The sequence below is a fragment of the Phascolarctobacterium sp. genome (assembly GCF_030531065.1).
Lineage (GTDB): Bacteria > Bacillota > Negativicutes > Acidaminococcales > Acidaminococcaceae > Phascolarctobacterium_A.
Window position 1 is genome coordinate 15,653 of sequence record NZ_JAUNOQ010000004.1, and the last position, 15,271, is coordinate 30,923.

16 protein-coding genes and 1 riboswitch are annotated in these 15,271 nt (G+C 54.4%); of the genes, 8 read left to right on the top strand and 8 right to left on the bottom strand.

Annotation, left to right across the window (positions count from 1 at the left end):
- Positions 1-20: 20 nt before the first annotated feature.
- Genes Q4E64_RS03450 through Q4E64_RS03465 form a run of 4 tightly spaced genes read right to left on the bottom strand, consistent with a single transcriptional unit; the run spans position 21 to position 2,620 of the window.
- Complete coding sequence (locus Q4E64_RS03450) at positions 21-578, bottom strand: manganese efflux pump MntP family protein (RefSeq protein ID WP_303166276.1); 558 nt, start codon at positions 576-578, stop codon at positions 21-23.
- 27 nt (positions 579-605) lie between these two features.
- Complete coding sequence (locus Q4E64_RS03455; RefSeq protein WP_303166277.1) at positions 606-1,082, bottom strand: threonine/serine exporter family protein; 477 nt, start codon at positions 1,080-1,082, stop codon at positions 606-608.
- Between the two features lie 49 nt (positions 1,083-1,131).
- On the bottom strand, positions 1,132-1,929 hold the full coding sequence (locus Q4E64_RS03460) for a threonine/serine exporter family protein (RefSeq protein WP_303166278.1): 798 nt from the start codon (positions 1,927-1,929) through the stop codon (positions 1,132-1,134).
- Entirely contained in the window at positions 1,922-2,620 is a 699-nt protein-coding gene (locus tag Q4E64_RS03465) for a uracil-DNA glycosylase (RefSeq protein ID WP_303166279.1), read from the bottom strand. The genes Q4E64_RS03460 and Q4E64_RS03465 overlap by 8 nt, the downstream gene beginning before the upstream one ends.
- Positions 2,621-2,981: 361 nt before the next feature.
- On the opposite strand from Q4E64_RS03465, the gene Q4E64_RS03470 reads away from it, so the two are divergent.
- The 7 genes from Q4E64_RS03470 to Q4E64_RS03500 all read left to right on the top strand — a co-directional run bounded on the left by Q4E64_RS03470 (position 2,982) and on the right by Q4E64_RS03500 (position 9,760).
- Positions 2,982-3,494: a ribonuclease domain-containing protein gene (locus Q4E64_RS03470; RefSeq protein WP_303166280.1), complete on the top strand. Its 513-nt coding sequence runs from the start codon at positions 2,982-2,984 to the stop codon at positions 3,492-3,494.
- A 14-nt stretch (positions 3,495-3,508) separates the two neighbouring features.
- The gene (locus Q4E64_RS03475; RefSeq protein ID WP_303166281.1) at positions 3,509-3,781 is read left to right on the top strand and encodes a barstar family protein; all 273 of its coding nucleotides are present in this window, start codon (positions 3,509-3,511) and stop codon (positions 3,779-3,781) included.
- A gap of 13 nt (positions 3,782-3,794) precedes the next feature.
- A complete protein-coding gene (locus Q4E64_RS03480; protein ID WP_303166282.1) occupies positions 3,795-4,553 on the top strand; it encodes an ABC transporter permease in 759 nt (252 codons plus the stop codon).
- A 13-nt stretch (positions 4,554-4,566) separates the two neighbouring features.
- Complete coding sequence (locus tag Q4E64_RS03485) at positions 4,567-5,268, top strand: ABC transporter ATP-binding protein (protein ID WP_303166284.1); 702 nt, start codon at positions 4,567-4,569, stop codon at positions 5,266-5,268.
- Between the two features lie 38 nt (positions 5,269-5,306).
- Positions 5,307-6,272 carry an ABC transporter substrate-binding protein gene (locus tag Q4E64_RS03490; RefSeq protein WP_303166285.1) on the top strand — a complete coding sequence of 322 codons (966 nt, stop codon included), beginning with the start codon at positions 5,307-5,309 and terminating at the stop codon, positions 6,270-6,272.
- A gap of 183 nt (positions 6,273-6,455) precedes the next feature.
- The gene (locus Q4E64_RS03495) at positions 6,456-8,357 is read left to right on the top strand and encodes an ABC-F family ATP-binding cassette domain-containing protein (RefSeq protein WP_303166287.1); all 1,902 of its coding nucleotides are present in this window, start codon (positions 6,456-6,458) and stop codon (positions 8,355-8,357) included.
- 50 nt (positions 8,358-8,407) lie between these two features.
- Positions 8,408-9,760: an MATE family efflux transporter gene (locus tag Q4E64_RS03500; protein ID WP_303166288.1), complete on the top strand. Its 1,353-nt coding sequence runs from the start codon at positions 8,408-8,410 to the stop codon at positions 9,758-9,760.
- Between the two features lie 113 nt (positions 9,761-9,873).
- On the opposite strand, the gene Q4E64_RS03505 is transcribed toward Q4E64_RS03500, so the two are convergent.
- The 4 genes from Q4E64_RS03505 to Q4E64_RS03520 all read right to left on the bottom strand — a co-directional run bounded on the left by Q4E64_RS03505 (position 9,874) and on the right by Q4E64_RS03520 (position 13,586).
- Positions 9,874-10,515: a histidine phosphatase family protein gene (locus Q4E64_RS03505; protein WP_303166289.1), complete on the bottom strand. Its 642-nt coding sequence runs from the start codon at positions 10,513-10,515 to the stop codon at positions 9,874-9,876.
- Between the two features lie 51 nt (positions 10,516-10,566).
- Complete coding sequence (serA, locus tag Q4E64_RS03510) at positions 10,567-12,153, bottom strand: phosphoglycerate dehydrogenase (RefSeq protein ID WP_303166291.1); 1,587 nt, start codon at positions 12,151-12,153, stop codon at positions 10,567-10,569.
- Between the two features lie 54 nt (positions 12,154-12,207).
- Positions 12,208-13,281 (bottom strand): 3-phosphoserine/phosphohydroxythreonine transaminase, encoded by a 1,074-nt coding sequence (gene serC / locus Q4E64_RS03515; protein WP_303166292.1) that lies wholly within the window; start codon positions 13,279-13,281, stop codon positions 12,208-12,210.
- A gap of 176 nt (positions 13,282-13,457) precedes the next feature.
- Positions 13,458-13,586: a hypothetical protein gene (locus Q4E64_RS03520; RefSeq protein WP_303166293.1), complete on the bottom strand. Its 129-nt coding sequence runs from the start codon at positions 13,584-13,586 to the stop codon at positions 13,458-13,460.
- Between the two features lie 184 nt (positions 13,587-13,770).
- Positions 13,771-13,873: riboswitch (TPP riboswitch) on the top strand.
- 68 nt (positions 13,874-13,941) lie between these two features.
- On the opposite strand from Q4E64_RS03520, the gene thiC reads away from it, so the two are divergent.
- Entirely contained in the window at positions 13,942-15,246 is a 1,305-nt protein-coding gene (thiC, locus tag Q4E64_RS03525) for a phosphomethylpyrimidine synthase ThiC (RefSeq protein WP_303166294.1), read from the top strand.
- The last annotated feature ends 25 nt before the right edge of the window (positions 15,247-15,271 follow it).

The following is a 15,271-nucleotide window of genomic DNA, read 5'->3' on the forward strand; positions in this document are numbered from 1 at the left end:
CAAAATAATAATTTATTGCTTTACAGCAAACCTGTATGTTCCAGTACGATTTTTACGCCGATACCAATCAGCACCAGCCCGCCTGTAATATTAGCGTTTTTACCGACTGCCGCGCCTAAGCGGAAGCCCGCTATGCCGCCGAAGGAAGCGATAGCGAAGGTTACGAAGCCGATCAGCGTGGAAGCCAGCCAAATATTAGTATTCAAAAAGGCCAGGCTGATGCCGACAGCCAAGGCGTCGATGCTGGTAGCCACGGCCAGCACAGCCATTTCCTTGGTCGTGTAGCTCTTTTTTATATCGCAGGCTTCCTTAGATTCACGAATCATATTCACGCCCAAATAGCCCAGCAGGATAAAGGCCAGCCAATGGTCGTAGGCCGTAATATAATCGATAAACGAAATCGCGCTGAAATATCCGATAACGGGCATTAAAAACTGAAACGCGCCAAACCAAATACCAAAGCGCAGAGCCCCCGCCGTGCGGCTGTCCGGACTGAGCGCCATGCTGCCGCAGATAGAAACGGCGAAAGCGTCCATGGCCAGGCTCACGGCCAAAAGCAATAATTCAACAAGCCCCATATTTTCTCCTATTATAATAATATTAAATTATCTTTTTTTCGGCAGCAGCCGCGACAAACGCCGCTGCTCCTTGCTCAGCTTCAGCACGCGGAAGAAGCTGGCCATAAACATCATTCCCAGGGCGATGGCCGCCGCGTCCATGCCGGCCCGCAGCAAGGTATTGACCCCCGCCTCGTAATTATTTTCGATCAGCTTGGCCATGCCGTTATACATACCCAGCCCGGGAACGATGGGAAAAATTCCCGGAATAACAAAGGTTGTCGCCGGATGCTTGAAAATACGCGCCGCCAATTCGCTGAGCAGCGATAAAACCACAGTCGCGCACAGATTGGCGTAAAAGGAATCGTATTCCAGATCCTTGCGCATATAAGAAAAGACTACCCAGCCCACAGCGCCGATAACGCCGCTGATAGCCAGCGTCCGCCGCGGCGCCTGAAACAATACGGCAAAAGCCGCCGTCGACAAAAAAGCAAAAATAAACGCTTCCACATAATTTATCGGCACAGGCAACGCCTCCTTTGTTCAGTACTAAAAGCAAGCGCCGTCGCCAGCGTCAATCTCCGGGCCATAAATCCCACCCCCAATGATACCACACGAGCAGGCTGAAGGCCAGGCCGATAGCGATGGAAGTAGCGAACAGCAGCGCTTCGGCAATACGGCTGTTACCGCTGATGAGGTCGCCGGCCATGTAATCGCGCAGGCCGTTAGTAAAGGCCACGCCCGGCAAAAAAGGCATCAGCGCGCCTACGATAATATTAGTGCGCGTACACTGCACGCTGACGGCACAGCATAAAATAGCCAGGAAGCCGATGGCCGCCCCCGCCAGCGTATTTTCCCAAAAGGCGCTGGGACGGTAGCCGCCCAGCTGCTTCAGCAGCACCATGGACAGGCCCCCGGTGACGAAGGCCGCGATAAAATCGTGGCTGTTGCCGCCCAGCATACTGGCAAAAGTAGCCGAGCAAACGGCAGAAGCCAAGCAAATCGCCCATTTGCCATAGGGCGGCGCGCTGTTAAGCAGCTTATCAAGATAGTCCATGCTGGACTCATAGCTCAAATGCCAGCGCTGAACATTATAAGAAAATTCGTTGATAGCGCTAACATTACTTAAATTGGTGCTGCGCGAGCGAATGCGGCACATAATAGTAGAGCTGCCGGAATTTTCATCGCCAATCAGAATAACTGTCGGCGTCACGAAAACATTAACGTCATGATAACCGTTATTATGGCAAAAACGTACTATGGTATCCTCCACGCGGGATGTTTCCGCGCCGCTGCGCAGCAGCACCTTGCCCATATTCAGCGCCACGTTCAGGGTTTGTTCCCGCGTCAGGCAGACCGCCGCTTTATCCATTGCCGCCACCGCCAAACAGCTGCGCTGCCGCCGCCTTAAAACGATTGGCCCCGCCCATGGAGGGATGGGGCGCCGTCATGCAAGCGATGCCATAACGCGCCAACGTAGTCGCCGCCTTCTGTCCGATGGCGACAATTTTCATATTGGGAACCAGCTCCAGCAGCATTTGAGCATATTCCACGCCTATATCCAGCTCAGCAGCGGATGGCGTGCGGTTGCTCAGCAGCTTGCCGGCCTTATAAGGATGAAAAGGAAAAATATTCCACAAAATAACGTCGAAGGCTGCCAGCCCGTGACGGCTCAAAGCGTTCCAAACCACGGTATCCGTAGGCTCGTTAAAGCCCTTCTGTTTTTGCGAATTATTCAGCAACGGACTTGCAGGATTGCTGGTGCGCCGGTAATCCCATGCGCCCAACACGCTTTCCGGCGCAATATCCGCATGCTGCCCCAAAAGAATGCGCTCCGAAGTGATGGCCACGCCGCTGAAATGCCCGCCCTGATAGCCCAGGGCTTCGGCAATAAACAAATAATGCGCCTGCGTCCGCAGCTCCAAATAGCGCCGCAGATTAGCGCGACGGATAGCAGGAGCCTGCGGGCCAATGTCGCAGCTGGCGTCGTAATCCCGCCAGGGATTAAAAACCCGCTCGCCCTGATAGCTCTGCAATTTATCAATAAAAGTGTTGATATCCATAATTGCCTCCTGCACATATTATAATATAAAAGGCTGCCGAGCGTAAACCCGGCAGCCCAAATATATCTAGCGCTTAAAATTGCTGTTAGCCAGAGCAGGGAGAAATTCCATTTGTTCTTGCGAAACGGCAGCAAGTTAAATTTTTTTGCCGGACTGCAAGACTTTCATGACAGGCTGTTTCAGCGCCTTTCCCACGACAGCGCTGTGAGCGCTCCGTGGTAAATATTGCAATAATTGCGCGCGGTCGGGCTTAGTCCGGCTGCGCTTTGCCTATTTGTGGCTGTTACCGGATGGGCGGTGGCATGGAGGCGATAGTCGTGTTATAATAAAATTAAATATTATGCATTGCAAGGAGGAAAGTATGATGAAGCAGCTTTTAGCCTTCTGCCTGTCGCTGCTGTTGACGGTCAGCGTCATTGCGGGCTGCGGCAGCACGCCTAAGTCCGACGCCGCCCCCGCCGTCAAGATAAGCGCGGAAGCAGCGCAGTCCGGGCAAACGGCGGCCAACAGTAAGGCCAACGCCAATAAAATTAAAATCAGCGAGGACGGAGCTTATACCGACAAGGAGCATGTGGCAGCCTATATCAACGAATTTGCCAGACTGCCCCATAATTATATTACGAAGAACGAGGCGAAGAAGCTGGGCTGGCAGACCAAGGGAACGCTGGATAAGGTTGCTCCCGGCAAGTCCATCGGCGGCGATCGCTTCGGCAATTACGAGGGCAAGCTGCCCGCTAAAAACGGGCGCAGCTGGAAGGAATGCGACATCGATTATGTGAAGGGCGGCCGCAACGGCAAGCGCCTGGTCTTTTCCAACGACGGAATGATTTATTACACGGGCGACCATTATAAAAGCTTTACGCGCTTATATTGAGGGAGGTTGGCGCTATGCGGAAAATAGTTTTAGATACGGAAGAAATGCGCAGTCAGCCTCAGCTGCATCAATATTTGCGGGAGGTTTTGCAGCTGCCTGCATATTACGGCGCTAATCTGGACGCTTTGTACGATTGCCTGACGGAGCTGAGCGAGCCGACGGAGCTGACCATACGGGGCAAGGTGGCGGACGAGGCTTATTTGGGCCGCTACGGCGCAATGCTGCTGCGGGTTTTGCAGGACGCGGCGGCGGTCAACCATAATTTGCAGGTAACAGTGCAGCCATAAGGAGGACGAAAAAGTGCCGAAGAAAATTTTGCGGGGGCTGCTGCTGCCCTGCCTGCTTTTGGCTGGCTGGCAGCTGGCGGTGACGCGGCAAATATTCAGCCCTTATCTACTGCCTGCGCCGTCCACGGTGTGGCAGTCCTTAGGCGAGCTGTGCGCCAGCGGTGTGCTGCTGAAGCATTTGACGGTCAGCCTGCGGCGTGTAGCTCTGGGCTTTACCATAAGCTGCTGTCTGGCGGTGCCCTTGGGAATTTTGTGCGGCCAGAGCAAACGCTTTGAAAACTACTGTTGGCTGCTGCTGGAATTTCTGCGCCATGTGCCGCCCCTGGCCGCCGTGCCGCTGATTATTTTGTGGGCGGGCATCGGCGAGGCCTCCAAGCTGACGATTATCGTGCTGGCTTCGTTCTTCCCGCTGTTTTTAAATACCTACAGCGGTATTCACGGCTGCGACAAGCGGCTGCTGGAGGTGGGGCAAAGTCTGAGCTTTACCGCTAAGGAGCAGATTTTGCAGATTCGCATTCCGGCGGCGCTGACATCCATTGTGGTAGGCATGCAGCTGGCCTTGGGCTACAGCTGGCGCGCGCTTATCGGCGCGGAGCTGATCGCCGCTACTGCGGGCATTGGCTATCTGATTTTGGACGCGGAAGAAATGTCGCGCCCCGACGTGGTAATTGTGGGCATGCTGGCCATTGGGCTGATAGGCACGCTGATAGATTATTTATTTTTGCTGGCGATTCAGCGGCTGTTTCCCTGGCACGAAGGCTTGCAGAAGTGACGGAGGTGAAGCGGTGAACGGTTGGGAATTAAGAGTGCAGGACATCTGCAAAAGCTACGGCTTCAAGCAGGCGCTTGCGCCGACAACGGAAAGCTTTGCCGAGCACAGCTTTACCTGTATCGTCGGGCGCAGCGGCTGCGGCAAAACTACGCTGCTGCGCTTGCTGTGCGGCTTGGAAAAAAGCGACGCCGGGACGATTTTGCTGCCGGAGGGCAAGCGCATCGCACCGGTTTTTCAGGAGCCGCGGCTGATGCCCTGGCTGAATGTGGCCGACAATATTACGCTGGCGGCGCGGCACGACCCGTCGCTGGATACGGGACGCTTGCCGGAGCTGCTGCGGCTTTTGGAGCTGACGGGAACGGAACGGCTGTACCCTAATCAGCTGTCCGGCGGCATGGCTCAGCGGGTATCTTTGGGACGCACGCTGTTTTACGACCCTGATATTATTTTGATGGACGAGCCTTTCAGCGCTCTCGATTATTTTACGCGGCAGGGCTTGCAGCAAACGCTGCTGCGTTTATATGCGGAAGCGCGCAAAACGATTATTTTTGTGACCCATGATGTGGAGGAAGCCTTGCTTTTAGGCGACCGTATCCTTATAATGAATAGTGGCAGGGTGCAGAAATCCCTGCCCGTACAGCTGCCCCGGCCGCGTCGGGCAGCTGCTGCGGATTTTCAGGGACTGCGGCAGGAGATATTGCAAGCGCTGTCATGAACAGCTGCGGCTGCAGGTTAAGAAAGGAGTTCATATTTATGAACAAAAAACTTATCGCCTTAGGCTTAAGTGTGTTAACGGCTTTCACGCTGCTTACGGGCTGCGGAAGCGAAAAAAAAGAGGCGGCAGCGCCGCCGCTGAAGGAATTGAAGGTGACCTATGTTAAGTCGCCGCTGAACATTCCCAGCATTGTGGATAAAAACAATCAGACCTTGGTTAAGGAATTCGGCAAGGACAAGATTACCGTAACCTTCCCGGAGATAAATTCCGGCGCTAAGCAGACGGAGGCGCTGTCCAGCGGCAGCCTGGACGTGTGCAGCGCTTTAGGCGGTACCAGCGCCATTCTGGCAGCCTCTAACGGAGCTGACGTTAAGGTAGTGGGCATTTACAGCCGCGCTCCCAAGGCCTTCAATATTATGGTAACTGACCCGGCGATAAAAACTGCCGCCGATTTGGCGGGCAAAAAGGTGGCAGGCCCTAAGGGAACTATTCTGCACCAGATTTTAGTAGCGGCGCTGGATAAGGCGCAGCTGAAGCCGGACGCTGTAGATTTTGTTTCGCTGGGCATTCCGGCCAGCGTGAACGCGCTGATGAGCGGCGAAGTGGACGCGGCGCTGGTAGCGGGCTCCGACGTGCTGCGGGCGAAGAAGGCAGGCGCGCGCGCGCTGTGTAACGGCGAAGGTCTGGTAGACGCTACCATCGTCATCGGCGTCAGCGGCAAGCTGCTCAAGGAGCATCCTGAGGTTGTAAAAAAATATCTGGCCGTGCATCAGCAGAATATCGACTTCATGAACAAGGAACAGGATAAGGCCTTTGCATTTACGGCTAAGGAAACAGGCTTGAGCATGGATGAGGTTAAGGCCATGGCTCCCTGGTACGATTTTTCGACGAAGGTAACCGAGGCCGACATTAAGGATTTGGAAGCAACCCAGGACTTCCTGCTCAGGATGGGTATGCAGAAGAATAAAATTGAAATTAAAAGCTTACTTGCAGACGTAAAATAAGCTTGCAGCGATAGGCCCGCACTTTTTGCGGGCTTATTTTTTAGTACAGATATTAAACATACAAATTTACGGGCACCGTTTTTAGCCCTTTCGTAAAAAGGCATGATAGTGTATAATAGCCTGAGTATCCTTTAATTTGTATATTTAATTAACGCGCCGCTGGCGGCGGCAAGGAGTAATAAAATGATTTTAAGCGCAGAAAATTTGTCCCACAGCTATGGCGACAGAGTTTTGTTTGAAAACATAAGCTTCAATATAGAGGAAGGCGATAAATACGGCGTTATCGGCGTCAACGGCACGGGCAAAAGCACGCTGCTGCGCATGCTTGCCAACAGGGAGCAGGGCGGCGGCAGGCTGACTATTCCCGGCGGCGTGGTTATGGAATATCTGCCCCAGGACCCGCCTTTTGAGCCGGAGGCGACAGTGCTGGAACAGATTTTTAAGGGCGATTCGCCGTTGATGGCCTTGCTGCGGGATTACGAAACGGCGGTGGAGGCGGCGGCCGATAAGCCGGAGGACGGCAGACTGCAAAGACGGCTTTTGGATTTGCAGCAGCAAATGGACGCGCAGTACGCCTGGCAGCTGGAAAGCGAGGCTAAGGCGGCGCTGACCCAGCTGGGTATTACCCGTTTGCAGCAGAAGATGGGCGAGCTGAGCGGCGGCCAGCGCAAGCGCGTGGCCTTGGCCGGCGTTTTGGTGCGGCCCTCCGACCTGTTGATTTTGGACGAGCCGACCAACCATATGGATAACGCGACGGTGGGCTGGCTGGAACAGCAACTGCTGAAGCGCAAGGGCGCTCTGCTGATGGTGACTCACGACCGCTATTTCTTCGACCGGGTGGTAAACAGAACGCTGGAAATCGACGGCGGCAAGGGCTATGTTTATGTGGGCAATTACAGCCTTTTTTTGCAGAAACGCGAGGAGCGGCGCATTGCCGAGGCCGGCGCCGCGCAGAAGCTGCGCAATATTTACCGCCGCGAGCTGGCGTGGATCAGCCGCGGAGCGGAGGCGCGCCGTACTAAGAAGAAGGACAGAGTGGAGCGCTTTGCCCAAATCGAAGCCGAGGTTAAGAACGTGCGCACGGAAGCGGCGCTGGAAATGTCGTCGGTCAGCAGCCGTTTGGGCAAAACAATTATCGAGCTGGATAATATTTCCATGAAATACGACGGCGTGGATTATATCAAGGATTTCAGCTACATTCTGCTACGTCAGGACAGAGTGGGCATTGTGGGACCCAACGGCGCGGGCAAGTCCACGCTGATGGATATTATCGCCGGGCGCTGTGCGCCTACGGGCGGCACGCTGACGGTGGGACAGACTGTTAAGGTCGGGTATTTTGCTCAGCACAGCGAATTTCCCGACAGCAGTATGCGGGTGCTGGAATATATTAAAGAAGCCAATAATTATATCGAAACGGCGGACGGCCAGCGCATCAGCGCCGCGCAGATGCTGGAACGCTTTTTATTCCCGCCGGAGCTGCAGTGGGTGCCGGTCAATAAATTAAGCGGCGGCGAGCAGCGCCGTTTGTATTTACTGCGGGTGCTAATGACAGCGCCTAACGTGCTGCTGCTGGACGAGCCTACCAACGATTTGGATATTCCGACGCTGTCGGTACTGGAGGATTACCTGGACAGCTTTGCCGGAGCCGTTATCGCCGTGTCCCACGACCGTTATTTCTTAGACCGCTTTGCGCAGAAAATTTTCGCTTTGGAGCCGGGCGGCCGCGTGCAGCCCTATATTGGCGGCTACAGCGATTACCTGGCGGCTGTGCAGGCCGGGGACGCGAATGATAAACATAAGAAGGAACCGGCGCGGGATGTGGAGCCTAAGGTTAAGGCGGCAGCGGCGCCTGAGCCGCAGGCAAAGAAAAAGCTGACCTACGGCGAGCGGCTGGAGCTGCAAAAGTTGGAGCAGGAAATAGCGCGCAGCGAAGCCGAGCTGAAAATGTTGGCGGTGGAAATGAGCCGCTGCGGCAGTAATTATGGCAGGCTGGCGGAGCTGACGCGGCAGCAGGAGCAGGCGCAGCAGAAACTAGCGGAGATGGAGGAGCGTTGGCTGTACCTTTCGGAGCTTGCAGAAGGCTGACGTCGGCTGGAAATATATTGGGATAAGAGTATGTGGGATAGAGAAGAAAAATGATCAAGGTATTTAACGCGGCGTATCGCGATAAGCTGCGGCGGCTGCTAAGCGTAATGCTGCCCATTATCGGTACGCAGATAGCGATTATGGGCATGAACTTTTTCGACGCCAGTATGTCGGGGCAGGCCGGCGACGCCGACCTGGCAGGAGCGGCCATTGGCGGCAATATCTGGATGCCTGTGCAGACCGGCGTCAGCGGCGTGCTGATGGCGGCTATGCCCTTGGTGGCTAATTTTTTAGGGGCCGGGGAGCGGCAGAAGATTACAGTGGTAGTGCGCCACGGCTTGTTTTTGGCCGTGGGCTTTGCTCTGCTGGTGCTGGCAGGCGGCGCGGCCTTTCTGCCCCACTTTTTGCAGAACATGGGACTGGCGCCGGAGGTGTACCATGTGGCTTTGTGGTATTTGGCCGGTCTGGGGCTGGGGACGATTCCCTTCTTTATGATTACGCCTCTGCGCAGTCTGGTGGACACCTTGGGCTACACTAAGCTGACGATGAAAATTTATTTGCTGGCGCTGCCCATTAACGCCTGCCTGAATTATGTGCTGATTTTCGGCAAGTTGGGCCTGCCGCGGTTGGGCGGCATCGGCGCGGGCGTGGCTTCCGGCCTTACCTATTGGCTGCTGCTGGGAATTTTCGCTTTCATCGTACTGCGGCTGGAACCCTTCCGCAGCTATCGGGTAGTGGGCTTTGTAAGCCCTTGCCGGGCGTGGCTCAAGGAATATTTGCGGCTGGGCATTCCCATGGGCGTATCTATTTTTATGGAAACGAGCATTTTCGGCGTAGTAGCGCTGTTTGTCGCCAAGTTCGGCACGGAGGTTATTGCGGCTCATCAGGCGGCGCTGAATTTTTCCTCGTTGATATACATGCTGCCGTTAAGCTTTTCGCTGGCGCTAACCATTGTGGTAGGCGTGGAATACGGCGCGAGAAATTTCCAGGGAGCGCGGGATTACGTGCATATCGGTCTGCAGGCCAGCTTCGGCATCGCCGGTTTTTATATGCTGGCGGAATATTTTCTGCGCGGACAGATTGCGCTGATTTATACCAATAATCCTGAGGTAGTCGCGCTAGTTAAAGCCTTTTTGCTTTACGCCATCGGCTGGCAGACAGGCGACGCCGTGGCGGCCCCCATTCAGGGTATTCTGCGCGGCTATAAGGACGTTAACGCTACCTTTTGGGCCGGGATGCTGGCCTACTGGGGTATTTGCCTGCCCTTAGGCTTGTTTTTGGATTATAAAATGCAGCACGGGGCCTTCGCTTACTGGCAGAGCCTGGATTTCGGCGTACTCAGCAGCGCAATTCTGCTGAGTATACGGCTTATCTGGCTGCAAAGAAAAATTAGTAGTAGGTAAATAGAAACATAAAAATAAGCGCAGCAGCCTAAAAAACTGCTGTGCTTAAAAGACAGATTTTTGAGGACGCTTTAGCGCGTCCTTTTTTTGTTTGTTCTCAAGACAGTAAAATTTTACAGCCCCGCCTGCTCGATGCCGCTGAACAAAAATCCCAGATGGTTGGTGGAGTTGAGCAGCACCACACGCCATATTCCGTCGTTATATTCCAGCACGTTGATGCAGGTGTTATCCTGTTTTATCTGCCAAAAATGCTCCATTCCCAGGCCCAACAGGTCGCAGATAATGGCTTTGTTGACCGCGTCATGGGCGGCGACCAGCACGGTTTTGTCGGCGTAACGCAGAGCGTAATCGTCAAAGGCGGCGCGCACGCGGCGGCGCACGTCCTCCAGACTTTCACCGCCGCCGGGCATTTGCACCTTATGGGGCTCCGTGTGCCATTGGGCAAATTCCTTAGGATATTGCTTTTGAATGTCTCCCGCCAGCACGCCCTCCCAGGCGCCGTGATTGATTTCCAGCAAGCGTTCGTCGGTTGCGACGGTGAGTCCGTGGAGCTCGGCGCAGAATTGGCAGGTCTGGCGGGAGCGCTGCAAAGGGCTGGAGACGGCGGCGTCCAGCGGAATGTGGCGCAGCCCTTCGGCCAGCAGATGGCCTTGCCTGAGCCCGCGCTCGCTGAGAGGAGTGTCCTCCTGCCCCTGGTAGCGGCCTTCAATATTCCAGGTGGTTTCGCCGTGGCGAACTAAAATTATTCTCGTCATTTTTCTTTTCGGCAGGGCGCCTGGCCCCGCCGCCTTTCTGTGTGATGTAAATCAGCCTTCGCAGTTGATGAGCTTAACGTCTAAAATGCCGTCGATGCCGCGCAGCTGCAGCATGATATCGTTGGGTATATCGTCGCCGACGGCGATAGCCATGATGTTGGTGTCGGATTTTGGCGTGCTACCCACCTGCATGCTGTTGATATTGATGCCCGCCTTGCCTAAAATGGTGGCCATCTGGCCGATCATATTGGGCTTGTTGATGTGGGGCGCCAGCAGCAGATAGCCTTCGGGTTTAAAGTCGATATAATATTTATCAATCTGCACAATCTTTGGCGTTTTGCCGTCGAACAGCGTGCCTTCAATTTTATGCGAGCCCTTGGTAGTGGTAATGCGGGCGTTGATGGCGGTGGAGAAGTAGCCGGCTTTATTGGCCTTGACCTCTTTGACCTCGATATTGCGCTTTTTGGCGATGCCGGGAGCGTTGACGAAGTTGACGCTTTCCTGCAGAATGGGATTCAGCAGCCCTTTGAGGAAGGCGGTTGTCAGAGCGGAGGTTTCCGTTTCGGCGAGGACGCCGGTGTACTCCACTTCTATGCTTTTAATGGGACCGTCGGCCAGATAAATACCTACGGTGCCCATGCGCTCGGCCAGACTGAAATATGGTTGAATAACGCGAGCCACGCTCTTGGGAATGGGCGCCATATTAACGGCGGTCATAACGGGGCGTCCCTCCAGCGCGTCGATAACGCCGTAGGCTACGTCCACGGCGACGCCGATTTGCGCTTCGATGGTGGAAGCGCCCAGGTGCGGCGTTTGCACTACATTGAACAGCCCCAGGAAAGGATTATTTTCTTTAGTCAAGGGTTCGGTGGGATATACGTCGATGGCCGCGCCGGCAATTTTGCCGGACTTGAGTCCTGCGGCGATAGCTTCGGGATCCATGCAGCCGCCGCGGGCGCAGTTGACAATGCGCACGCCGTCCTTCATCTTGGCGATAGCTTCGGCGTTCAGCATTTTTTCCGTTTCTTTCGTCAGCGGCGTGTGGATAGTAATGTAGTCGGATTTAGCCAGCAGCGTATCGAAATCCACCAGCTCCACGCCCACCTGATGCGCGCGTTCTTCCGTAATATACGGGTCGTAGCCAATGGTGGTCATTTCCATGGCCTGCATACGTTTGGCGACGCGGCTGCCGATGCGCCCCACGCCGATGATACCCAGGGTTTTGCCCTGCACCTGAATGCCGTCGAAGGACTTGCGGTCCCATTTGCCCTCCTGGATGGATTGGTGCGCCTGGGGAATGTGGCGCGTCATGGCCATCATCATGGCGACGGTGTGCTCGGTGGCGGCCATGGTATTGCCCTCCGGCGTGTTGAGCACGACAATGCCTTTGGCTGTGGCGGCGGGGATATCGATATTGTCTACGCCGACGCCGGCGCGGCCGATAACCTTCAGGCGGGTAGAGGCTTCGATAACCTCTTTCGTTACCTTGGTCATGGAGCGGGTAACGAGGCCGTCGTAATCGTTAATTACCTTGATGAGTTCTTCCGGTTTCATATTGGGCATAACGTCCACGTCAAAATGTTCGCGCAGCAGAGCCACGCCTTTTTCACTGATATCGTTGCTGACAAAAATTTTCATTGGTATTTTCCTCCTGCTTCGTTATTTAGTAAATTTAATTTGCTTTTGTAGATTTTATTCGTGTTCGCGCTGATATTTTTTCATGAAGTCCGCCAGCGCGGCGCAAGCCTCCAGCGGTACGGCGTTGTAGGCCGAAGCGCGGCAGCCGCCGACCAACCGGTGCCCGCCGATGCCTACGAAGCCTGCGGCCTTGCCCTGGGCTACGAAATCCTTTTCCAGCTCCGGCGTCGCCAGGTTAAAGGTGATATTCATCAGGCTGCGCGCTTCCTTAACGGCATGGCCTTTGTAGAAGCCGCCGCTGCCGTCGATTACGTCGTAAATCAATTTTGCTTTTGCCGCGTTGTTTTGCGCTATGGCGTCCACGCCGCCTTGCTCTTTAATCCAGTGCAGCGTTTTATTGACCATGTAAATGGCGAAAACCGGCGGCGTATTATAAAGCGAATCGTTGGCGGCGAAGGTGGCATATTTCAGCATGGTGGGCAGCTCTTGCCGCGCTGTGGCTAAAAATGCTTTTTTGGCGATGACGATTACTACGCCCGCCGGGCCTAAGTTCTTCTGCGCTCCGGCGTAAATCAGGTCGAAGTTTTTGACATCGACTTTGCGGGAAAGGATATCGCTGGACATATCGCAGATTACCGGTACGTCGAATTTGGGAAAGCTTTTGTACTCCGTGCCGTAAATCGTATTGTTAGCCGTCAGATGGACGTAAGAAGTGCCGTCCTTAATGTTGAAGCTGTCGGGAATATAGCTGTGATTCTTGTCGGCGCTGCTGGCAGCTTCGTAAACCTCGCCGAAAAATTTGCCTTCGGCCATAGCTTTTTTGGCCCACACGCCGGTGTTGACATAGGCGGCGTATTTTTGAGTGTGGAAATTGGCGGCGGTCATTAAAAACTGCGTGCTGCCGCCTCCCTGGATAAACATAATCTCATAATCGTCGGGAATTTGCATCAGCTCGCGCAAAAGCGCTTTTGTTTCCGCGTGCAGCGCGGCGTATTCGGCGCTACGGTGACTCATTTCGATAACGCTCATGCCGGTTCCGGCATAATTGAGAAATTCAGCCTGAGCTTCCTGCAATACTTCTAAAGGCATGGCGGAAGGACCGGCGTTGAAATTGTAAGCTCTTTGCATTTTTATTGCTCCTTAAAATAAAATAAGAGAAGCGTCCTCCTTGGGACGAGCTTCTCTTTTCTCGCGGTGCCACCCAATTTGCCTCGGCTGCCTGGAGCGCCTAAAAAAATAAGCCCTCAATCCCACATGGGACGAGAACTTCTCGCGGTGCCACCCAATTTGCCTACGGCCAACTTTTATTCGCTGTATCGGGCGAACCCGTCGGATTCATCATTCGCCGCTCCTGAGCGGAACAGGTATGCCTTGCTGCTGTCTTGCATCCACCGGCAGCTTTCTGAAAGCGCGGCACGCTGCTTCTCTTTCATTGCGTTGCGGTATTCATATTAAGTTGAATTATAGCACTTCTTTTTCAGTAGTCAAGCAAAATTTTCCCGGCAGGCCGATGTATGCAAGCTTTGTGCCGCTTTTGTATTAAAGTTTACAAAGCAAATGTTTTCAGATTTTTCTTGCGCAAAGCAGAATTTAGTGCTAAAGTATAAATAATTAAAGAAGAATCGCTAGGGGCGCAGCTGAAGCTGCTGAGAGGACGACCGTCCGACCCTTTGAACCTGATCCGGTCAATACCGGCGTAGGAAAGCGAGCCTCTGCCGTTTTCGCAGCTGTACCGCTTTTCCTTCGGGAGAGCGGTTTTTTATTTGCCGTAAGTAAAGGAGGAAGATTATGGCAACACAAATGCAGTTGGCAAGACAGGGAACTATTACAGAGGCTATGAAGCTGGTAGCGGAGCAGGAGGGCGTAGCTGCGGAATTTATTCGCGAGAGCGTAGCCAAGGGAACGATTGCCATTCCCTGCAATATCAATCATAAAAATTTAATTCCGCGAGGCGTGGGACAGGGATTGAGCGTGAAGGTCAACGCCAATATCGGCACCTCCAGCAGCTATCCCGACCCTGCGCCGGAGCTGGAAAAGCTGGCTGCGGCCATCAGCGCCGGAGCCGATTCGGTAATGGATCTGTCCACGGGCGATAATATCAGCGCTTCGCGGCAGGCGATCATCGGCGCGTCCACAGTTATGGTCGGCACCGTGCCCATGTATCAGGTAACGGTGGAAACGATTTTAAAACGCGGCGCTGTAGTCGCCATGACCAAAGAAGATATTTTCGACGTTATCCGCCAGCAGGCCAGGGACGGCGCAGATTTTATGACGCTGCATTGCGGCATCAATAAAAATGTACTCAAGGCTTTGACGGACGAGGGCCGCGTGATGGACGTGGTCAGCCGCGGCGGCTCGTTTATTACCGGCTGGATGCTGCACAACGAAAAAGAAAACCCTCTGTACGAATATTACGATGAAATTTTAGATATTTGCGCAGAGTATGATGTGACTATCAGCCTGGGCGACGGCCTGCGTCCCGGCTGCATTGCCGACGCGACGGACAGAGCGCAGATTCAGGAGCTGCTGAATTTGGGCGAGCTGACCCAGCGGGCATGGGAGCGCGGTGTGCAGGTGATGGTAGAGGGGCCGGGGCATGTGCCCTATAATCAGATTGCCGCCAATATGCAGCTGCAAAAGCGTTTGTGCCACGGCGCGCCCTTTTACGTTTTAGGGCCGTTGGTTACGGACGTAGCGCCGGGCTACGACCATATTACCAGCGCTATCGGCGGGACTTTGGCCGCCGTCAGCGGCGCGGACTTTTTGTGCTATGTAACGCCGGCCGAGCATCTGGGACTGCCGGATTTACAGGATGTGCGCGAGGGCGTCATTGCGGCCCGCATAGCCGCCCATGCCGCCGACCTCGCTAAGGGCAATAAAAAAGCCTGGGAGTGGGATTTGGCTATGGCCAAAGCGCGTAAGAATTTGGATTGGCCGGAACAGCTGCGCCTGGCGCTCGACCCGATAAAGGCGACGGCGTACCGCCGCGGCAAAAATAAATCTGACGACGAGGCCTGCTCCATGTGCGGCGATTACTGCGCCGTGAAGATTGTGGGCCGGTATTTGGAGGAACACAAGCGTAAAAATAAATAATAATTTGCGTACTATCAAAGCAAAC